At 68.8% G+C, this 20,574-nt stretch carries 17 protein-coding genes and 2 pseudogenes; 6 read left to right on the forward strand and 13 right to left on the reverse strand.

Translation table 11 applies throughout. The features are described from left to right. Window positions 1-25: 25 nt before the first annotated feature. The 6 genes from fmdA to IQ220_RS13305 all read right to left on the reverse strand — a co-directional run bounded on the left by fmdA (window position 26) and on the right by IQ220_RS13305 (window position 5,563). Window positions 26-1,231, reverse strand: a complete 1,206-nt coding sequence (gene fmdA, locus IQ220_RS13280; protein ID WP_193915576.1) for a formamidase — start codon at window positions 1,229-1,231, stop codon at window positions 26-28. A gap of 118 nt (window positions 1,232-1,349) precedes the next feature. After that, the gene (locus tag IQ220_RS13285) at window positions 1,350-1,892 is read right to left on the reverse strand and encodes a hypothetical protein (protein ID WP_370566477.1); all 543 of its coding nucleotides are present in this window, start codon (window positions 1,890-1,892) and stop codon (window positions 1,350-1,352) included. Window positions 1,893-1,954: 62 nt separating this feature from the next. Further along, window positions 1,955-2,797 (reverse strand): aminotransferase class IV, encoded by an 843-nt coding sequence (locus IQ220_RS13290; protein WP_193915579.1) that lies wholly within the window; start codon window positions 2,795-2,797, stop codon window positions 1,955-1,957. Then, window positions 2,794-4,155, reverse strand: a complete 1,362-nt coding sequence (locus tag IQ220_RS13295; protein WP_193915583.1) for an anthranilate synthase component I family protein — start codon at window positions 4,153-4,155, stop codon at window positions 2,794-2,796. The genes IQ220_RS13290 and IQ220_RS13295 overlap by 4 nt, the downstream gene beginning before the upstream one ends. After that, window positions 4,152-4,865: a 7-cyano-7-deazaguanine synthase QueC gene (gene queC, locus IQ220_RS13300; protein ID WP_193915598.1), complete on the reverse strand. Its 714-nt coding sequence runs from the start codon at window positions 4,863-4,865 to the stop codon at window positions 4,152-4,154. Before queC ends, IQ220_RS13295 begins: the two co-directional genes overlap by 4 nt. Before the next feature lie 53 nt (window positions 4,866-4,918). After that, the gene (locus IQ220_RS13305; protein ID WP_370566478.1) at window positions 4,919-5,563 is read right to left on the reverse strand and encodes a 7-carboxy-7-deazaguanine synthase QueE; all 645 of its coding nucleotides are present in this window, start codon (window positions 5,561-5,563) and stop codon (window positions 4,919-4,921) included. Window positions 5,564-5,723: 160 nt separating this feature from the next. On the opposite strand from IQ220_RS13305, the gene IQ220_RS13310 reads away from it, so the two are divergent. The 3 genes and pseudogenes from IQ220_RS13310 to IQ220_RS13320 all read left to right on the forward strand — a co-directional run bounded on the left by IQ220_RS13310 (window position 5,724) and on the right by IQ220_RS13320 (window position 10,613). Beyond that, window positions 5,724-6,443, forward strand: coding sequence for a peptidylprolyl isomerase (locus IQ220_RS13310; RefSeq protein ID WP_193915600.1), 720 nt, complete (start codon window positions 5,724-5,726; stop codon window positions 6,441-6,443). Next, window positions 6,443-9,405, forward strand: a pseudogene (locus IQ220_RS13315) (ABC transporter transmembrane domain-containing protein). The gene IQ220_RS13310 and the pseudogene IQ220_RS13315 overlap by 1 nt, the downstream one beginning before the upstream one ends. 74 nt (window positions 9,406-9,479) lie before the next feature. Beyond that, window positions 9,480-10,613: an HlyD family secretion protein gene (locus IQ220_RS13320; protein ID WP_193915664.1), complete on the forward strand. Its 1,134-nt coding sequence runs from the start codon at window positions 9,480-9,482 to the stop codon at window positions 10,611-10,613. Window positions 10,614-10,648: 35 nt separating this feature from the next. Here the strand turns inward: IQ220_RS13320 and IQ220_RS13325 are convergent, their stop codons facing one another. The 4 genes from IQ220_RS13325 to aspS form a co-directional block, all read right to left on the reverse strand. Next, on the reverse strand, window positions 10,649-12,331 hold the full coding sequence (locus IQ220_RS13325) for a CTP synthase (RefSeq protein WP_193915603.1): 1,683 nt from the start codon (window positions 12,329-12,331) through the stop codon (window positions 10,649-10,651). A 95-nt stretch (window positions 12,332-12,426) separates the two neighbouring features. After that, on the reverse strand, window positions 12,427-12,912 hold the full coding sequence (locus tag IQ220_RS13330; RefSeq protein ID WP_186697716.1) for a Dps family protein: 486 nt from the start codon (window positions 12,910-12,912) through the stop codon (window positions 12,427-12,429). A gap of 57 nt (window positions 12,913-12,969) precedes the next feature. Next, window positions 12,970-13,944, reverse strand: a complete 975-nt coding sequence (locus IQ220_RS13335) for an RNA polymerase sigma factor, RpoD/SigA family (protein WP_193915668.1) — start codon at window positions 13,942-13,944, stop codon at window positions 12,970-12,972. Window positions 13,945-14,040: 96 nt separating this feature from the next. After that, window positions 14,041-15,876, reverse strand: coding sequence for an aspartate--tRNA ligase (gene aspS / locus IQ220_RS13340; RefSeq protein ID WP_193915606.1), 1,836 nt, complete (start codon window positions 15,874-15,876; stop codon window positions 14,041-14,043). Between the two features lie 117 nt (window positions 15,877-15,993). Between aspS and IQ220_RS13345 the strand changes: the two genes are divergently transcribed. After that, entirely contained in the window at window positions 15,994-16,215 is a 222-nt protein-coding gene (locus IQ220_RS13345) for a hypothetical protein (protein ID WP_186697711.1), read from the forward strand. On the opposite strand, the gene gcvT is transcribed toward IQ220_RS13345, so the two are convergent. Next, a complete protein-coding gene (gene gcvT / locus IQ220_RS13350) occupies window positions 16,212-17,318 on the reverse strand; it encodes a glycine cleavage system aminomethyltransferase GcvT (RefSeq protein ID WP_193915609.1) in 1,107 nt (368 codons plus the stop codon). The two genes, IQ220_RS13345 and gcvT, sit on opposite strands and share 4 nt — an antisense overlap. 678 nt (window positions 17,319-17,996) lie before the next feature. On the opposite strand from gcvT, the gene IQ220_RS13355 reads away from it, so the two are divergent. Next, entirely contained in the window at window positions 17,997-18,356 is a 360-nt protein-coding gene (locus tag IQ220_RS13355; protein WP_193915612.1) for a cyclic nucleotide-binding domain-containing protein, read from the forward strand. Here the strand turns inward: IQ220_RS13355 and speB are convergent. Then, window positions 18,350-19,213, reverse strand: coding sequence for an agmatinase (gene speB, locus IQ220_RS13360; RefSeq protein WP_193915615.1), 864 nt, complete (start codon window positions 19,211-19,213; stop codon window positions 18,350-18,352). The two genes, IQ220_RS13355 and speB, sit on opposite strands and share 7 nt — an antisense overlap. 11 nt (window positions 19,214-19,224) lie before the next feature. Beyond that, window positions 19,225-20,075, reverse strand: a pseudogene (gene speE / locus IQ220_RS13365) (polyamine aminopropyltransferase). 76 nt (window positions 20,076-20,151) lie between these two features. Between speE and arfB the strand changes: the two are divergent. Continuing rightward, window positions 20,152-20,451: an alternative ribosome rescue aminoacyl-tRNA hydrolase ArfB gene (arfB, locus tag IQ220_RS13370; protein WP_193915618.1), complete on the forward strand. Its 300-nt coding sequence runs from the start codon at window positions 20,152-20,154 to the stop codon at window positions 20,449-20,451. Window positions 20,452-20,574 lie beyond the last annotated feature (123 nt).

Here is a 20,574-nt window from a genome sequence, read left to right on the forward strand (position 1 = left end):
ACAAGTCCCCTGAACTGGCTACGGATCAACAGGGCAGGATGTCCTGCTCGAAGATGGAGGTGGGAATCGCGAGCGTGCAGCAGGCATTGGGAATGTCGACAATGCCGCTGACACGACCCTCCACCGGAGCACAGCTGAGCAGCATGTAGGCCTGCTCGCCGCTGAAACCAAACTTCTTCAGGTATTCAATGGCATTGAGGCAGGCTCTCCGGTAGGCGATGTGCACATCCATGTAGTGCTGTTTACCATCAAACTCATCCACTGAAATCCCTTCAAACACCAGATAGTCGGTGAAGTGGGGCTCCACTGGACTGGTTTTGAACATGGGGTTCACCATTCCATACTTCTCCACGCCACCCTTGATGATTTCCACATGCAGATCGAGATAGCCGGACATCTCGATGGCGCCACAGAAGGAGATCTCACCATCTCCCTGGGAGAAGTGGATGTCTCCCATCGACAGCTTGGCGCCTTCCACATAGACGGGGAAGTAAATCCGGGTGCCCTTGGTGAGGTTCTTGATGTCGCAGTTGCCGCCATGCTCCCGAGGTGGCACTGTGCGGGCAGCCTCATGGGCCACGCGCTCAAAGTCGCCAGCAGGCAGGGTGCCCAGGATGGCGCTGTTGGGATTGGGCAGGGCCGCAAGCACGGGTTCGCTGCCGGAAAGCCCTGCGCCGTAGGTGCGGCGATCGGGGGCTGTGTTCACCAGCTCCGTTTCACGCCGGTTCCATTCCTTCAGCAGCTCATGGGATGGGGCGCAGCCGATCAGGCCAGGGTGGGTGATGCCGGCAAAGCGCACGCCGGGAATGTGGCGCGAGCTGGTGTAGATCCCCTCCAGATCCCAGATTGACTTGCAGGCTTTCGGGAAGTGGTCTGTGAGAAAACCACCCCCATTCTCCTTGGCAAAAATCCCGTTGAATCCCCATTCATCGCCTTGAAGAGCGCCGACATCGAGAATGTCAACCACTAGAATATCGCCGGGCTGAGCGCCATTGACCCAGATCGGACCGCTCAGAACATGCACCACTTCCAGGTTGACATCGGCGACGTCCTGGGGATCGTCGTTATTCCTGATCTGGCCATCGGTCCAGTCCTTGCATTCAATCCGGAAGACCTCACCAGGATTCACGGAGGCGACCGCGGGAATGTCAGGATGCCAGCGGTTATGGCCCGGCATCTCCTGCTGGTCCATGGACTTGGTGAGGTCAATATTGAAGAGCGTTTTGGGCATGGAGACGCAGCCTTTTTCCTGTTTCGCTGGCATCAAAGGCGAGGCCGGCCGTAGGAACAGTGTGAATGGCTACGAAATCTCTCCAGAGGCCACGTTGCTCATGGACAGAGGTGGCAGTTCAGTTGGTCGGGTCTTCGCGTGCAGTGCTGTCGTCAAAGTCGCCACGGCGGCAGAGATTGTCTTTCAGGCGTTGTGCCCAGGGTTGGGGTTCGATCGTGCCGCTCGCTTCCACTTTTCCGTCGAAGTAATACAGAATCTGCCAGTTCGATTGGCCGCTGAGGTCGCGCGCCTCAGCCGGTTCCTTGATGGTCCTGCCGTAGAGGTTGTCGTACGGGGGCCAGCCAGGCGTGTCCTCCAGGCTGCAGACGGCGTTGACGGCCAGCAGGCTTCCCGCCTCGGGCTGGTCTGGCCCGAACAGGCGCACGGCGCCCTTGTAGAGGCCGTTGGACACGCCGGGTTGGAAGTCCAGAGCCAGGTCCACCCGTGTTCCCTCCACTTGCACCAGGGCGTCTCCCGCCTTGGCGTTCTGAATGGCGACTTCCTTGCCGCCACCGCAGGCGGCCAGCCCCAGCCCCAGCAGCAGGGTGAGGCCCGGCAGAGCCAGCCTGGTGCGATCCCTCTGCCGGGGGCGGGGGCTGGGGTCCGTGCCCCGACGCGCCACTCCAACCCTCACCTGGCCTCTCCATGGTTGGGCAGACCCTATGACAGGTGTCTCCAGCCTGCTCAGCCTGCGCCCAGCAGCTGCCGCCAGAACGGCTCAGCCTCCGGCACCGCTCCCAGCTCCTGTGCCGCCAGGCTCTGGATCGGCCGGCAGCCGAGGCTGTTGAGCAGCAGCGCCCCCGCCTGGAGTTGGGCTGGCTCGATCGCCTCGCTGGCCTCCTGGGCCAGGCCGAGGGCCAGGGCCTGAGCGCGCATCACTCCCGCCAGGCAGCCGCTCGCCAGCGGCGGGGTCAGCCAGCGCTCCCCGTGGCGCACGAGCAGGTTGGCCGTGGTGCCGCAGCAGAGCCCTCCGGCTGTGCTCAGCAGCAGGGCGTCGTCCTGGCCTGCCTCGCAGGCCTCGCGGCGGGCCAGCACCGAGGCGCCATAGGCGAAGGTCTTGCAGCCGCTGATCGCGCTGCTGGCATTGCGGCGCTCCAGGCGGCTGATGATCACCCGAACGGGGTGAAAGCTGGGCCGGCATGGACTCAGCTGCAGCCAGAAGCGGGCTGCCCCAGCCGCGGGCAGGTCCAGGCCTCGGCCTCCATCGCCTCGGCTCCAGTTGAGCCGCAGGGCTCCGGTGTGGATGCCGCTGCGGCTGATCGCCTCAGCCGCCAGGGCCAGCAGCCGCTCCAGCCCCGGCGGAGGTGGCAGGCCCAGCACCGTCGCTCCCCGGCACCAGCGCTGCAGATGGGCCTCCAGCAGGTGCGGGCGGCCTCCCTCTACCAGCACCGTTTCAAACAGCCCATCAGCCAGGCTCAGCCCCCGCTCCGACAGCGGCACGCTCAGCTGCCCCGGAGCGCCCCAGCGGCCCCCGCCAGGTCCATCGATCCAGGCGATCGCCGCCGCTGCCGCCGCGCCGCTGCTCATGCCAGGGCCTCCAGCAGGGGGTCGAGCTTCCAGGCCAGCTCCCTGGCCTCGTCCGCGGGGCTGGAATCGGCCACGATGCCGCAGCCGGCGTGGGCCCGCAGCCGCTGGCCCCGCAGCATCAGGCTGCGGATCAGGATGTTGCTGTCGAAGCGGCCGGCGGCATCGAGCCGGAACAGGGAGCCGCAGTAGGGCCCCCGCGGCACCGGTTCGAGGCCGTTCAGGCGGCGGCAGGCCCGCAGCTTGGGGGCGCCCGTGATCGAGCCCCCTGGCCAGCAGGCCCGCAGCAGCTCCTCCAGGCTGGTGCCAGGGCGCAGCTCTCCCTCCACCACGGAGGTGAGGTGGTGGACCTGCCGGTAGCTCTCCAGCCCCACCAGCTGGGGCACGTGGATCGAGCCGGGCCGGCAGACGCGGCCGAGGTCATTGCGCAGCAGGTCCACGATCATCACGTTCTCGGCGCGGTCCTTGGCGCTGGTGATCAGCTCGGCCGCGGCGTCGGCATCGGCCTCCGCCTCGGCATGGCGCGGGCGGGTGCCCTTGATCGGCCGGGTTTGCACACGCCCATCGTCCTGGAGCTGCAGGAAGCGCTCCGGCGAGGCCGACAGCACCGCTTCGGCCCCGGGCCCAAGGCAGCGCACCGCCAGGCCGGCGAACGGCGCCGGACAGTGGCGCCGCAGCCGGCCGTAGAGGGCCAGGGGGGAAGTGCCGGCGGGCAGCTGCGCCTCGCGGCAGGCGGTGAGGTTGGCCTGGAACAGATCCCCCTGGGCGATCCGCTCCCGCAGCTCCGCCACCTGGCTCGCAAAGCGTTCGGGCGCGGTGTGCCAGTGCCAGCGGTGGGGGTCGAGCCGGGGGGCCTGGCGATCGCCGTTTTCGGCGTTCTCGTCAGCTCCGGCCCGCGGCGGCGGGAGAGCCAGGATCAGTGCTTCCAGGGCGGCCAGCCGGCGGCGATCGCTCCCCTCCAACCACAGCCTGTGCTGCTGCAGATCCCAGCGCAGCAGCGGGTCGTAGCGGCCGGCCCAGAGCACCGCCATGTCCGGGGATCGCCAGTGGTCCGCCGGCTCCACCCAGGCCCCCGCCTCGTAGCCCAGCCAGCCCAGCCAGCAGCCGCCCTGGCGCCGCAGCTCGGCGAGGGCTGCGAAGGGATCGGAGCTGCCGGGCTCTGTGGGCAGGCCGCGGCACTCGCGCTGCTCCAGGGGCTCCAGGGCCAGGGTGGCCCAGCGGCCCAGGGGGCTGCCATCGCCATCGAGCCACACCAGCCCGGCCTCGCCCAGGCTGGAGGCCAGCTGGTTCACCAGGCCCCAGGGGGGCCGCCAGGGCAAGGCACGCCGCTGCCAGCCAGCGGGCGGCGGGGGCGTCGTCATCGCCCGGCCAGATCGGGGCGGCCGGCTTCGATCAGGGCGGCATCGCGGATCCTGCAGCTGTCACACACCCCGCAGGGCTCCGCCTCGCCCTGGTAACAGCTCCAGGTGCTGGCGATCGGTATCCCCAGCCGCAGGGCCTCCTGCACGATGCGGGTCTTGCTCCACTGCACCAGCGGCGCCCACAGCTTCACGCCGCGGCCCTGGCGCCCGGCCCGACTGGCCAGATCCGCCAGGCTCTGAAAGGCGTCCAGGTAGTCCGGTCGGCAGTCGGGGTAGCCGGAGAAGTCCACGGCATTGACCCCCAGCACCAGGCGCCGGGCGCCGCGGGCCTCGGCCAGGCTCAGCCCCAGGGCGATGAACACGGTGTTGCGGCCCGGCACGTAGGTGCTGGGGATCAGCCCCTCCAGCACGCCTTCGCCGGGGATGGCCTGATCTGGATCGGTGAGGGCCGAGCCGCCCCAGGCGGCCAGGTTCACCTCCAGGGTGTGGTGCTCGCTCAGGCCGAGGGCGGCGGCGATGCGGCTGGCGGCCTGCAGCTCGCGGCGGTGGCGCTGGCCGTAGTCAAAGGAGAGGCCGATCACCCGCTCACCGGCCTCGATCGCCAGGGCGGCGGCGGTGGCCGAATCAAGACCGCCGGAGAGCAGGGCGATCGCCGTGGCCGGCTGGTGGGAGGTGCCCGGGTCGCTGGCGGGGGGCGGTGCGCTGGCCATGGAGCGTGGTGGGGAGGGAGAGCGAGGGATCAGCGGTTCAGCTGTTGGGCTGTTCAGCGGATCGAGAGCCACTTGTGGCTCTGCAGGCTGAGTCGCCACCGGGGCTGGCGGCGCACGAAGGCCACGGCCAGGGCCTCACCCCGGGCCGACTGCCAGCCCGGTTGCAGCAGCAGCGCCGGACGGTTGCCCAGGAGCTCGGCGCGCCGGGCCATGGCCGCCGCGAAGCTGAGGTCCGGCTCGTCGTGGATCACCACCTTGAGTTCCTGGCAGCCGCCCAGCAGGGCATCGGCCGGTGGCCTGTGGGCCTTGGGCGAGAGGGTGATCCAGTCGAACTGGCCGCTGAGGGCATCCACCCCGCTGGTTTCCAGGTGCAGGGGCAGCCCCAGGGGGGCGAGTGCAACGCACAGGGGGGTGAGGTTGTGGTGCAGCGGTTCACCGCCGGTGACCACCACGAAGGCGGCCCCTGCGCTCGCGGCCTGCTCTGCCTCTGACGCCAGGGCCGTCACCTCCTGACGGGGATGGGCCGCCGCCGCCCAGGAGTGCTTGGTGTCGCACCAACTGCAGCCCACCGAGCAGCCCGCCAGGCGGATGAAAAAGGCGCTGCGGCCTGCGTGAAGGCCCTCCCCCTGCAGTGAGTGGAAGGTTTCCACCACTGGCAGTGCGGCAGGGTCTGGCTGGGGGCCAGGGGCCACGGACACCGCCAAACCTGCTCGTTCATAAGGAGGTCAACTTTAGGCAGCCTGGACCCAGGTCTTCGCCACTACGGTTGTGCTTGCTGCCGATCCCCTTGGTGAGACAATCGGCACACGGTGGCCGGCGGTCGTTCAGCATGCGGCGAGGTTTGCAAGGCCTGGGTCGATGAGCTCACCGGATCTGCCCACGCTGGCGCGCTACGGCCTGCTGCGACCCTTCCTGCGCCAGCAGCTGCTGGAGGAGCTCCTGGCTCCGATCCAGCTCAATGAAGAGGAACAGGAAGCCGCTCTGGCCCAGTTCCGCCAGGACAATGGCATTGATGATGACAGCCAGCTGCTGGAGCTGAAACAGGCCCTGCTGCTCACTGATTCCGACCTGGACTACCAGGCCCATTTCCCGGTGAAGGTGTGGAAATACTCCGTGGAGCATTTCTCCTCCAAGGCGGAATCGCGCTTTCTGGCCAACAAGGCCAACCTCGACCAGGTGGTGTACAGCCTGTTGCGCACGGCGAACCCCAACCTGGCCCGTGAGCTGTTTCTGCAGATCAGTGAAGGCGAATCGAGCTTTGATCAGCTCGCCGCCAGCCATGCTGAAGGCCCGGAGCGCGCCACCCGCGGCATCGTGGGTCCGGTGCCACTGGCCCAGGCCCATCCCGAACTGATGCAGCGTCTGGGCACGGCCAGGCCGGGAGTGGTGCTCGAACCGTTCCCGATCGGCGAGTGGTGGCTGCTGGTGAGGCTGGAGTCTCTGGAGCCAGCCAGTTTTGACGACGAAGTGGCTGACGCCATGATTCAGGAGCTGCTGGACGAGTGGCTGGAGGAGGAGGTTGACGTGCGGTTGGCCCGGTTGTGCGAGACGCCCCGACAGGCTGCAGTGGTGGGCTGATGACCACCAGCTCCCAGGGATTACGGCTCGAGCGGCACTCGGCCTTCGCGGGCCTCTCCGAGGCCGCGATCGCCCACCTCCAGGACGGCTGCCAGCGGCGCCGCTTTTCCCTGGGGGAGCCCCTCAGCCACGACAGCCTGATCCCCGCCGAGGTGCTGCTGGTGCTGGAGGGCACGGCGCGGCTGCTGGTGCGCGATCAGGGAGTCCTGCGCAGTGCCGCCCGGCTCGGGCCCGGCAGCCTGGTGGGGCTGGCCTCGCTGCTGCGGGCCGCTCCCTGCGAGGAGGTGAGTGCCGCCTCTGCGGTGGAGGCCCTGGTGCTTCCCGATCAGCTGGTGCTGCAGCTCCTGGCTGAGCAGCCGAGCTTTGCGGCCTGGTGTGCCTCGGAGCTGTTCACAGCGGAATTGCTCGATCTGCTGGCCGGGTTGCTGGAGCGTCAGTCCCGTGGGGAGGCCTCGCTGCTGGAGCTCCATGGCCAGGTGGCGCCGGAGGCCATGCTGGTGGCTCCCGAGGCGGACGCCCTGGCCGCACTGCCCCCGGGGATGGTGCTGTTCGCCGCCAGCTCCAACCTGCCCGGCCAGGCCCTGGGCACGCGCCTGGACCCCCAGCTGGGTGTGCCCGAGCCGCGGCCACCCCTGCCGCCCCGGTTGATCGCCCTGCCGGAGGCGCTGGTGGCGAGCCTGGCGGATCCGCTCCCTGTCGTTGCGGAACTGGAGGACGCCGAGGCTGAGCCTGGGCCGCAGGGCTCCTCCGCCCTGGTGCCCTTGGGCGCGGGCGAGGGCCCCCAGGCCAGCCGCCTCGACCTGGGGCAGCAGCCCAGGCCGGAGCTGCGCCTGCTGCGGGGCAGCGGCCCCCTGGAGGAAACCCTCGCCTGCTTCCAGATGCTGGCGATGGAGCTGCGGCTGCCCTTCCGGCGCGACTCGATCGAGAAGATCCTGCGGGATGTGCTGCGCCGCGGCCAGACCCCGGATCTGCAGCTGTGCGGCAACATCGGCGCCTGATGGGGCTGCACGTGAGTGGCGTGCGGGTGCCGGCCTCCCAGGGCACACGGCTGCAGGTGCCGGCCCTGGTGCCCTGGAAGGGGGGCTTTGCCCTGGTGCGGGCTTCCGACGCCCGGGGTCTGGTGCTCGCCTCACCCCGGGATGGCTGGGTGGAAGTGATGCCTGCGGAGATGGAAGCGGCCTTCCCGGAGGGCATTGAGCTGCTGCTGATGGAGCGCAGCAACAGCACCCCCGATCAGCGCTTCAACTTCAACTGGTTCTGGCCCTCCCTGAAGCGCTACCGCGGCCTGCTGCTGCAGGTGCTGGTGGCCTCCTTCGTGGTGCAGCTGTTCAGCCTCGCCAATCCGCTGCTGATCCAGGTGATCATCGACAAGGTGATTGCCCAGCGCAGCCTCGACACGCTGCAGGTGCTGGGCATAGCGCTGGTGGTGGTGACGCTGATGGAGGGGCTGATCGGCGCCCTGCGCACGTTCCTGTTCACCGAAACCACCAACCGCATCGACCTGCGGCTCGGCGCCGAGGTGATTGATCACCTGCTGCGCCTGCCGCTGGGCTATTTCGACCGGCGCCCGGTGGGCGAGCTGGGCACCCGGGTGGCCGAGCTCGAGAACATCCGCGAATTCCTCACCGGCCAGGCCCTCACCACCCTGCTGGACACCGCCTTTTCGGTGATCTACATCGTGGTGATGGTGTTCTACAGCTGGCTGCTGACGCTGATCGCCCTCTGTGTGCTGCCGATTCAGATCGGTCTCACGGTGCTGGGGGCGCCCCTGTTCCGGCGCCAGTACCGCCAGGCGGCCGAGGAGAATGCCCGTACCCAGAGTCACCTGGTGGAGGTGCTCACCGGCATTCAGACGGTGAAGGCTCAGAACGTGGAGATGATCAGCCGCTGGAAGTGGCAGGACCTCTACTCCCGTTACATCGCCCGCAGCTTCGAGAAGACGATCACCGGCACCGCCCTGGTGGAAACCTCCCAGGTGCTGCAGAAGCTCTCCCAGCTGTTGGTGCTCTGGGTGGGGGCCAGCCTGGTGCTCAAGGGTGAGATGAGCCTGGGCCAGTTGATCGCCTTCCGCATCATTTCCGGCTATGTCACCCAGCCATTGCTGCGCCTTTCCTCGATCTGGCAGAACATCCAGGAGCTGAAGGTGTCCTTTGAGCGTCTGGCCGATGTGGTGGACACTCCGGAGGAATCCAACGAGGCCGACAAGCAGAAGATCCCCCTGCCGCCGATTGACGGGGATGTGGCCTTTCGCGATGTGACGTTCAGCTTCGAACCCGGCTCGCCGCCGGTGCTGCGCCACGTGGATCTGCAGATTGCCGCCGGCACCTTCGTGGGGGTGGTGGGCCAGAGCGGCAGCGGCAAGAGCACCCTGATGAAGCTGCTGACCCGGCTCTACGCCCCCAACGAGGGCAAGATCCTGATCGACGGCTACGACATCGACAAGGTGGAGCTCTACTCGCTGCGCCGCCAGATCGGCATCGTGCCCCAGGAGCCCCTGCTGTTCAGCGGCTCCGTGGCTGAGAACATCGCCCTCACCGATCCGGATGCCAGCAGTGATGCCATCGTGGAGGCGGCCCGGCTGGCCTGCGCCCATGACTTCATCATGGAGCTGCCGGGCGGCTACAGCGCCAACGTGGGCGAGCGCGGCGCCGGCCTCTCTGGAGGGCAGCGGCAGCGTCTCGCCCTGGCCCGCACCCTGCTGTCGCGCCCGAAGCTGCTGGTGCTCGATGAGGCCACCAGCGCCCTCGACTACGACACCGAGCGGCGCGTCTGCGACAACCTGCTGGAGAACCTGCGCCAGTGCACGGTGTTCTTCATCACCCACCGCCTCTCCACCATCCGCCGGGCAGATCTGATCGTGATGCTCCAGGATGGCGCTGTGGTTGAGACAGGCACCCACGACCAGCTGATCGAGCAGCGTGAGCGCTACTACGCGCTCTACCGCCAGCAGGAGGCCTCGTGACCCCAGAGCACTCCCCTACCCCAACCCCAGCCAAGCCCGCCGATTCGGCCCTGGCGCCACGGGCGTCGTCGCTGATGCGGGCCGGTCAGAACGCCCTGGAACAGCGGGTCAAGAGTGGCCATGAGGGCATGGTGCTGCAGCAGTCGCGCTTCATGGCGCGCGCGATCACCTGGGCCCTGATCGGCACCACGGGTTTTGCCCTGGCCTGGCTGGCCCTGGCCCAGACGGAGGAGGTGGTGATCGCCGCCGGCAAGCTCCAGCCGATCGGCGACGTGCAGACGGTGCAGATGCCGGTGGGTGGCGTGCTCGACACCATGCTTGTGAAGGAGGGGGAGCGGGTGACCAAGGGCCAGGTGCTGCTGCGCCTCGATAACGAAACCACCTTGGACCGCCGCGACGGCCTGCTCGACTCGATTCGCTCGAAGGAACAGCAGTTCGCCCTCAAGCAGCTTGAGCTGCAGCGCTATCTCACCCTCAACGACACCGAGCAGCAGGTGCTGGGGCGGAACCTTGAGCTCCAACAGCAGGTGCTGGCCCGGCTGGAGTCGCTCCAGGCCGTGGGCGCGGTGCCCGAACTGGAATACCTGCAGCAGCGCAACCAGACCCGCGAAGTGGAGGGCGACCTGGAGAAGACCAAGGTGGATCGTCTGCGCCAGGTGGCCATCCTCCAGCAGGCCGTGTCAGAGCTGGAGGTGGAACTCTCTGAGCTGCGCAGCCGGCTGACGGAATCGAAGGTGAACATCCGCTATCAGGACGTGCGCTCGCCGGTGGATGGGGTGGTGTTTGATCTCAAGCCCACGGGCCCGGGCTTCGTGGCCCAGGGCAGCGAGCCGGTGATGAAGATCGTGCCCCTCGATGAACTCGAGGCCAAGGTGGAGATCGACAGTGCTGACATCGGCTTCGTGCGGGTGGGCAAGCCGGTGGACATCAGCATTGATTCCTTCCCCTCCTCGGATTTCGGTGTGCTGAACGGCACCCTGGCCTCGATCGGCTCCGATGCCCTGCCACCGGAAGAGCAAAAGCCCAACTACCGCTTCCCGGCGGTGATCAAGCTCCAGGACCAGCAGCTGCAGCTGAAGTCCGGCAGTGAACTGCCGCTGCAGGTGGGGATGTCACTGACGGCCAACATCAAGCTGCGCAAGGTCACCTACCTGCAGCTGCTGCTGGGCGAGTTCAAGGACAAGACCGACTCGCTCAAGCGCCTCTGATCCTTCGGCCCGGATGAAGCCTCTTGTTCGCTCGCTCAGGAGGCCACGGGGGTTTCCAGGCGGGCGGCAGCTGGCTCGGACTCCTGACGGGTGTGCTGCAGCTGGGCGGCCTCCACCAGGCCGCGGAAGAGGGGATGGGGCTTGCCGGGCCGGGAGAGAAATTCCGGGTGGTACTGGCAGGCGGTGAAGAAGGGGTGGTCCTCCAGTTCGACCAGCTCCACTAGGCGGCCGTCCGGTGAACTGCCACTGATCCTGTAGCCCGAATCGAGGAACAGGTTGCGGTAGGCGTTGTTGAACTCATAGCGGTGGCGGTGTCGCTCGTACACCACCTCCTGGCCGTAGAGACGCTGGCCCATGGTGCCTGGGGTGAGGCGGCAGGGGTAGACGCCCAGGCGCATGGTGCCGCCCAGGTCCACCACGTCCTGCTGCTCCGGCAGCAGGTTGATCACTGGATGGGGGCTGGCGCTGTCGAGCTCGGCGCTCGTGGCGCCGGTCAGGCCGGCGACGTTGCGGGCCCACTCGATCACGGCGCACTGCATGCCGAGGCAGAGCCCCAGGAACGGCACCCGCTGCTCCCGGGCCCAGCGGATCGCCGCCACCTTGCCGTCCACCCCCCGGTGCCCGAAACCCCCCGGCACCACCACCGCATCCATGCCGGCGAGCAGGGTGGCCGCGCCGCGCTCCTCGATCTGCTCAGCGCAGATCCAGTGCAGATCCAGGGAGGCATCGCACTCCAGGCAGGCGTGGCGCAGGGCCTCCACCACAGAGAGGTAGGCGTCGTTGAGCTGCACATACTTGCCCACCAGGGCCACCTTCACGGCGGGGCCCGGATGGCGCAGCTTGGTCACCAGCTCCTGCCAGCGGGCCATGTCGCTGTCGTGGTCTGACAGGCCGAGCACGTCGAGCACCTCACGGCAGAGACCCTCCTGCTCCATCGCCAGCGGCACCGCGTAGATGCTGTCGGCATCGAGGGCCTGGATCACCGCCCGCTCCGGCACGCCGCAGAAACCGCCGATCTTGGCCTTGAGGTCGGGGCTGATAGCGCGGTCGCTGCGGCACACCAGCAGGTCGGGCTGGATGCCGATCGAGCGCAGCTCCTTCACCGAGTGCTGGGTGGGCTTGGTCTTGAGTTCGCCCGAGGTGCCGATGTAGGGCAGCAGCGTGACATGCACGTAGGCCATGTCCTGGCGCCCCACGTCGCCCCGGAACTCGCGGATGGCCTCCAGGAAGGGCAGGGATTCGATGTCGCCCACGGTGCCGCCGATCTCACCGATCACCACGTCGGCGCCGCTGTTGGCCGCCACCCGGTGGATGCGCTCGCGGATCTCGCGGGTGATGTGGGGGATCACCTGCACCGTGCCGCCGTTGTAGTCGCCGCGGCGTTCCTTGTTGATCACCGCCTGGTAGATGGAGCCGGTGGTCACGCTGTTGAGGCGTGACATGGCCGTGTCGGTGAAGCGTTCGTAGTGGCCGAGGTCGAGGTCGGTCTCGGCGCCGTCCTCGGTGACGAACACCTCACCGTGCTGGTAGGGGCTCATCGTGCCCGGATCCACGTTGAGGTAGGGGTCGAGCTTCAGGATCGACACGCTGTAGCCGCGGCTCTTGAGCAGCCGCCCCAGGCTGGCCGCCACGATGCCCTTGCCGATGCTCGACACCACACCGCCCGTCACGAACACGAACTTGGGTGCGTGTCGGGCTGGGTTGGGGGACGGAGGCATGGGGCACCTGACTGACCACCCAATCTACCGAGGCCGTTCCGTTCACCCAGCACCGACCGGCCGGGTTCCGCCGGTCCGATGCCGCACCGGCAGGATCAGTCCTCCAGGAGGCTGCGCAGCATCCAGGCGGTCTTCTCGTGGATCTGCAGCCGCTGGGTGAGCAGGTCGGCGGTGGGCTGGTCGTTGGCCCCATCGGCGATCACGAACACGTCACGGATGGTGCGGGCCACGGCTTCATGGCCTTGCACCAGCTCGCTCACCATGGAGAGGGCAGCGGGTATGCCGTTGCTCTCGGGGATGGAGGAGAGGCCGCCGTAGGTGGAGGCGCCGAAGGGGGCAGGCAGGCCGAGAGCGCGGATGCGCTCGGCGATCACGTCGAGGGCGTTCCAGAGCTCGGTGTACTGCTCCATGAACATCAGGTGCAGGGTGTTGAACATCGGCCCGGTGACGTTCCAGTGGAAGCCATGGGTCTTGGCGTAGAGCACGGTGGTGTCGGCAAGCACGCGACCGAGGCCCTCGGCGATCTCCAGGCGCTGGGCCTCGGGAATGCCGATGTCGATGCGGGGGGAGGTGGCAACCATGGCTGCTTAAGCGAAGTAACTCCGTTTTAGCCCATCGGTGAGCGGAGTGCTCCCAGTTCAGGGGCCGCCGTCGAGGCTGCCGAGGTAGTCGCGCACGCGGCAGCGGTTCTGGGGCTGGCGCAGCTTCAGCAGGGCCCGCGACTCGATCTGCCGCACCCGTTCGCGCGAGAGCTGCAGTTGCTCGCCGATCTCGGCCAGGGTGCGGGGGGTGTCGTCCTCGAGCCCGAAGCGCTGGCGGATCACCGTGGCCTCGCGGCCGCTCAGCTGCTCCAGCAACGCTTCCAGATCGGCGTGCAGCTGCTGGCGGGTGAGGGCCTGCTCCGGGGTGGCGTGGCCGTCTTCCAGCAGATCCACCAGGGGCGTGTCGGCCTGGCCGCCCACCCGACCCTCGAGAGACACGGGCCGCGGGATGTGGGTGAGGGTGCTGCGCAGCCGCGCCACATCGAGGCCCACGGCGTCCGCCAGCTCCTGAAGGCTGGGGGGGCGGCCCAGCTCCAGGGTCAGCTGGTGCTGGCTGGTGCGGATCCTGTTGAGGCTCTCGGTGATGTGCACCGGCAGCCGGATCGTGCGGCTCTGGCTGGCCAGGGCCCGGGTGATGCCCTGGCGGATCCACCAGTAGGCGTAGGTGCTGAAGCGGAAGCCCCGGCGGGGATCAAACCGTTCCACGGCCCGCTCCAGCCCGAGGGTGCCCTCCTGGATCAGATCCAGCAGCTCCAGGCCCCGGCGCTGGTACTTCTTGGCCACGGCCACCACCAGCCGCAGGTTGGCCTGGAGCATGCGCTGCTTGGCGCGGCTGCCGCGGCGCAGGGCCTGGCGCAGAGCGGCGGGGCTGAGCCCGCAGCGCTCGGCCCAGTCCTCCAGGGCACCGTCGCCCTTGTGGCCCAGGAGCTGCTCGCGCTGCTGCACCTGGCGGGCCAGCAGGATTTCCTCCTCCTGGCACAGCAGGCTGACCCGGCCGATCTCCTGCAGGTAGAGCCGGATCGGGTCGGTGGTGGCCTTGGCTTGGGTCAAGGACGGCGCTCGGATCCCCATCACCGTTGTCACGGGGGCGGCCTGGCTGCAGGATTCGGCTGCTTTGCTTCCGATTTGCGGCCGATTTGCGGCGGATCCGCTGCCCCGCAGCCCGGATCAGCCCGCCGTCTCGGCCTCCTCCTCCACCCAGGTGCTGGCCACGTGCAGCTCCTGCAGCTGCTGGTCGGCCACCCCGGCGGGCGCCTGGGTCATCAGGCAGCGGGCCTGCTGGGTTTTCGGGAAGGCGATGGTGTCGCGGATCGACTCCTCCCCCGCCAGCAGCATCACGATGCGGTCGATGCCGTAGGCCAGGCCTCCGTGGGGCGGGGCGCCCAGGTCGAGGGCCTCCATCAGGAAGCCGAACTGGCGCTCGGCCTCCTCCAGAGGCAGGCCGATCGTCTGCAGCACCTGGCGCTGCAGGGCCGAATCGTGGATGCGCAGGGAGCCGCCGCCCAGCTCCAGGCCATTGAGCACCAGGTCGTAGGCCTGGGCGCGGGCGCCCGGCAGGGTGGTGGCCCAGGCGGCGGGGTCGTCGCCGAGGTCGGCGCTGTTGGGGGCACAGAAGGGATGGTGCAGGGCTTCGAGGCGGTTCTCAGCGGCGTTGAACGCGAACATCGGGAAATCCACCACCCAGAGGAAGTTCCAGCTGCTGTTGTCCCGCTCGGCCGGCACCAGCTCCAGCTCGCGGGCCAGGAACTGGCGCACGCGATCGAGGGCCTTGTTCACCGTGGCCGTGTCACCGGCGCCGAACAGGATGAGGCTGCCGGGTTCCGCACCGGTGCGCCGCAGCAGCTCGGCCTTCTTGTCCGCGCTGAGGTTGTCCTTGATGGCGCCGATGGAGTCGATCTCGCCGCCGTCGCGCACGCGGATGAAGGCCAGGCCGCCGGCGCCGGCCTTCTGGGCTTCGCTGAACACATCGCCGCCCGGCTTGATGCGCACGTTGCTGATGGCGTCATTGCCGCCGGGCACGGCGATGCACTTCACGGCGCCGCCGGCGGCCACGGCGCCGGAGAACACCTTGAAGCCCATGTCGGCCACCAGATCGCTCACGTTGGTGAGCTCCATGCCGTAGCGGGTGTCGGGCCGGTCGGTGCCGTAGCGCTCCATGGCCTCGTGCCAGCTGAGGCGCGGGAAGGGCCGGGGCAGCTCGACGCCCTTGACGGCCTGCCAGATGGCGCTGATCAGGGCCTCGTTGAGCTCCAGGATCTGCTCCTGGCCCATGAAGCTCATCTCGATGTCCAGCTGGGTGAATTCCGGCTGGCGGTCGGCGCGCAGGTCTTCGTCGCGGAAGCAGCGGGCCACCTGGTAGTAGCGCTCGATACCGCCCACCATCAGCAGCTGTTTGAACAGCTGGGGCGACTGGGGCAGGGCGAACCACTCGCCGCCGCACACCCGCGACGGCACCAGGTAGTCGCGGGCCCCTTCCGGGGTGGAGCGGGTGAGCACCGGCGTTTCCACCTCGATGAAGTCCTGCTCCTCCAGGAAGCGGCGGGCGGCCTGGATCGTGCGGGCGCGCAGGCGCAGGTTGCCGTTCATGCGCTCGCGGCGCAGGTCGAGGTAGCGGTGGCGCAGGCGCAGCTCCTCGCGGGTGTTCTCCTCGTCGTGCACCGACACGGGGAAGGGCAGGTTGGCCTTGACGCTGTTCAGCACGGTGATGGCGCCTGCCAGCACCTCCACCGCGCCGGTGGCCAGCTTGGTGTTGACCGATTCAGGCGGCCGCTGCCGCACCCGGCCGCTCACCTGGATCACGGTCTCGTTGCGCAGGTGCTCGGCCGCGGCGAAGGCCTCAGCCCCCTGGTCGGGGTCCACCGTGATCTGCACCGTGCCGCTGCGGTCGCGCAGGTCGATGAAGATCACACCGCCGTGGTCGCGGCGCCGGTCCACCCAGCCGCAGAGCTGCACCTCCTGGCCGCTGACGTTCTGGAGCAGGTCGCCGCACCCGTGGCTGCGCATGCCGAAGATCCCTGAGCAATCGGCGATTTTCCCATCCGGTCGGGCGGCCCCTGGTCTGCAGCAGCCGGGGCCGCCCGGATGGGGCAGCATGCAGGCGGCTCGCTGCGTTGCTGCTCCATGCACTTTTCCGGTTCGCTGGATGCGCTCAAGGCCCACGTGGCTGCCCTGGAACTCCCTGGCCACTGGAGCCACGAGGGGGTGTTTGAGGTGTTTCGGCTCGAGGCCGGCGAGATGATCAACTTCTGGCCTGGCTCCGGCGAACTGCAGGTGAAGGGCCACCCCGAGCGCTCCGCCGCTCTGCTGGCCCAGCTCACCAGCCAGTTCGGCAGCGGCGCCTAGCGCCGGTAGAAGGGCCGCTTCACCACCAGGGCCGGTTCGGCCTTGCCGCGGATCTCCACGGCCAGCTCGGTGCCGGGGCGGGCGGCATCCGTGGGCACGTAGGCCAGGGCGATCGCTTCGCCCAGGCTGGGCGACCAGGTGCCGCTGGTGACCTCCCCCACCGGCTCGCCATCCCGCAGCACCGGGTAGCCGTGGCGGGCGATGGCGCGGCCCTGCAGCTTCAGGCCCACCAGGCGGCGGCTCACCCCGGCGGCGCTCTGGCGCTCCAGCGCCTCGCGGCCCACGAAGGGTTTCGGCATCTCCAGGTGCACGAGCCAGCCCAGGCCGGCCTCCAGGGGGCTGGTGGCGCTGTCCATCTCCTGGCCGTAGAGGTGCATGGCGGCCTCCAGCCGCAGGGTGTCGCGGGCGCCGAGGCCACAGGGGGTGACGCCGCTCTCGACCAGCTGCTGCCAGAGGGCCGGGCCGACCTCGCCGGGCACCAGCAGCTCGAAGCCGTCTTCGCCGGTGTAGCCGGTGCGGCCCACGAAGGCGGTGCAGCCCGCCAGGGTCAGTTCCCGGTGGCCGAAGCGGGGCAGGCTGTCCAGGCTGGTGCCGCTCAGGGCCTCCAGGCGCGCCTGGGCCTCCGGGCCCTGCAGGGCCAGCAGCACGCCGTCGCCCTTGCGGTCGGTGATGCTGATCCCCTGGGGTTCGAGCTGGCTGCGGATCCAGGCGGTGTCCTCAGCGGCGCAGGCGGCGTTGATCACCAGCACCAACTCATCGCAGGTCTCAGCGGCGGCGTCAGCCTGGCGGCCCCGGTCGTAGACGATCAGGTCGTCGCGGATGCCGCCGGTCTGGTTGAGCAGCACCGTGTAGCAGGCCTCGCCGGGACCGATGCGGAACAGGTCGGTGGGCACGAGGCCCTGCAGGGCATCCTTGGCGCCGTCACCGCGCAGGGTGAGCACCCCCATGTGGGAAATGTCGAACACTCCGCAGTGCTGCCGCACCGCCTGGTGTTCGGCCACCAGGCCCGAGAACTGCACGGGCATCTCCCAGCCGGCGAAGGGCACCAGCCGCCCCCCCGCAGCCTGAATCACGGCGTGAAGAGGGGTGCGCAGCAGGTCCACCAGGAGCACAGCGGGGCCTTGAGGTTATGGCCGCACTCCAGCAGCCTGGCTGTGGCGCAGCCCAGCTGCGAAGACAATCCGGAGATTCGGGTTTCAACCCGGCCTTCCAGGCCCAATCTCCCTACTTTGGGTCCCTCAAGAAATCTTGCTTGATGGGTCATCGCCCCAGCTGCCGCAGTTGCCGCCATTGCGCCTCCTCTCCGGGAGCCGCTGCGGGCTGGTGCCATCTGAGGCGTCTGGCGATCCATTCCGCTCACTCCTCCGAGCTGTGGTGCCACCACTGGACGGCCCGGCCACCGCGGCTGCCCCTCGGCGATCCTCAGGATCCACGAGCCGATTCGGACGCCGGGGTTGCCTCGCCCGGCCAGACCCTGGCCTCTGTGACAGGCCAGACTCAGCCTGGCCGCAGCGAAGGCGTCCTGGCCAGGACGGATGAGTCAGTTGCTGATCACTCCGTGTTCGGCGGGCCCTCCATGTTCGGCGGCAGCCAGCAGCTGAGCCTGGAGGCGTTGCTGCCACAATACTGAACGAAATCGAAAGATCGTTCAGCAGAGCACATCTGGCTGTCTTCGACACCCCTTGATGTCAGGGAGACGATCAAAATAGGTTGATTCACTCTGCTACCCGCTGGCCACGCCGTTGATCGCTACCGCTCCTCAAACCGCCCCGATTGCCCTGATGGCGGCCCATGCCGACTGTGAAGTGGTGACCCTGCCCACGGGAGCCAAGGTGTATGGCGTCGGGGCGCCGGCCGATTCCATCTATGGCGTGCGCCGCGGCATCGTGGAGGTGCAGGGCCCATCCGGAGAGCGGCTCAGCTACAGGCCGGGGGAGATGTTCAGCTATCAGGACATCGTGTGGGGCGACGGCATCCACCGCAGTGACGCCCTGGCCCGCACGCCGGTGGAAATCCTGCGGCTGGACCGCCTCGGCTTCCTCAACCTGCTGCACAACCACCCCACCCTGGCGGTGCAGCTGATCGGCCAGCAGCACCAGCGCCTGCGCGAGCAGCGCACCAGCGGCACCTGCTGCTACTGAGCACCCAGCAGCAGCAGCAGGCTGCGGGTCACCTTGGCGGCCAGCACGCTGCTGACGCCGCTGGGGTCGAGCTGGGGGGCCAGTTCCACCACGTCGGCGCCCACCAGCTGGTGCTGGCGCAGCTCCTCCACCAGGGCAGCGAAATCGGGCCAGTGGAAGCCGCCCGGTTCGGGGGTGCCGGTGCCGGCCATCACCGCCGGATCAAACCAGTCGAGGTCCACGGTGAGGTAGAGGGGCCGGCCGCGCAGAAGCCGCAGGGCCTCGGCCATCCGCTCGATCGCCACCAGCCGGCCGCTGCTGCTGAGCTCCCTGAACTCCTCCCGCGTGCCGCTGCGGATGGCGATCTGCAGCAGCTGGCCGCTGGGCAGCACCTCCAGGCAGCGGCGCATGGCGCAGGCATGGCTGTGGCGGGCGCCCAGCCACTCCTGGCGCAGGTCGGCGTGGGCATCGAGCTGCACCAGGGCCAGCTCTGGATGCCGCTGGGCCACGGCCGCCACGGCGCCCGAGCTGATCGAGTGCTCACCGCCCAGCATCAGGGGTTTGAGCCCCAGCTCGAGCACGGCTTGCGTGGCCCGGCGCACGGCGGCCACCACCGGCTCGGGGTTGCCGAAGGGAATCTCCACAGCCCCCAGATCGGCGAAGGCGAGATCCTCCAGATCCAGTTGAAGCTGGGGGCAATAGGTTTCGAGGCCGCTGCTCACCTCCCGGATCGCCGCCGGCCCGAAGCGGGTGCCGGGGCGGAACGAGGTGGTGCCGTCGTAGGGCACCCCGAACAGGCCGACGCGGCAGCCGGCTGGATCGCGGCGGCTCGCCATGTAGATGGCGCCGTCGGTGTCAAACAGGGGGAGGGAGGCCATGGCGGTGGGATTCAGGCGTTGAGGGCCCGCTCGATCGCCGCCGGCACCGCCTCGAAGGCGCCGCGCTGCCAGCGGGGGCTCCAGATCTCACAGCCATCGACCACGGCCGCGGCACGGGCGGGATCCGGCTGCAGATAACGACGGCCGTCGATGGCGGCAAAGGTCCAGCTCCACCAGCCGCTCGGGTACATCGGCACCCAGCCATAGAGGGGATCGGCATGGCCGAACACCTGGCGCAGCACCTGCACCATCTCCAGGTGCACCGCGCGGAAGGCCTCCGGCGATTCGCTCTGGGTGGCGAACACGCCCCCGGGCCTGAGGATGCGGCGGCAGTGCTGGAAGAAGGCGCGGTTGAACAGCCCCTCGGCCGGGCCGGCGGGGTCGGAGCCATCCACGATCACCACGTCGTAGCTGGCGTCCGGGGCGGCTGCGGCCCAGGCGATGCCATCGCCCACGGTGAGCTGGAAGCGGGGGTCATCCCAGCAGCCGCCGCCGAGGCTGGGCAGGTGCTCGCGGCTCCAGGCCACCACCTGGCCATCGATCTCCACCATGTCGAGCTGGCCCACGCCGGGGTGGCGCAGGCACTCGCGGGCGGTGCCGCCGTCGCCGCCGCCGATCACCAGCACCCGTTCGAGGTTGCTGGCTCCGCAGAGGGCCGGATGCACCAGGCTTCGTGGTAGTGCCGTTCCTGGCGCTCGGCCGTCATCCAGCAGCCATCGAGCAGCAGGCCCTTGCCGTAGCGCTCGCTCTCGATGATCGTGATGCGCTGGTAGGGCGAATCGGTTTCGGCGATCACCCGGCCGGCCAGGCCATAGCGCACACCGTCGTAGACCTCATCGATCCAGCCGGGGGAGGGGGCCATGGGGGCAGGGCGTGCTGCGGAAAGCTGATCCGTACGCTTGCACAGCGCGCTTCCAGACCCGTGGCAGGCTCAGACCATGGCCAGCGACCTGCCCGGCGGTGATCTGCGCGTGACGCCGGCGGTGCTGATTCCGGCGGCGGAGCTGCGCTGGCGCTTCTCGCGCTCCTCGGGCCCGGGGGGACAGAACGTGAACACCACCGATTCGCGGGTGGAGCTGGTGTTCGATCTGGCGGCCTCCCAGGCGCTGCCGTCGGCGCTGCGGGCGCGGGCGCTGCGGCGGCTGGAGGGACGGCTGGTGGAGGGTGCCCTGGTGGTGGCGGCCAGTGAGCACCGCTCCCAGTGGCAGAACCGGGTGGCGGCCCAGCGGCGCCTGTGACAACGCGCATTCCAAAGACGAAACAGCTCCTGAGTCTCCTCCAGGTTCTCGAACTCAGCCACGCTGATGCTCCCCCAGCCGTCATGGCTGACGACGCTTTAGGGCTTGCGCTGCTGGGGCATG

The organism is Cyanobium sp. LEGE 06113 (genome assembly GCF_015207615.1).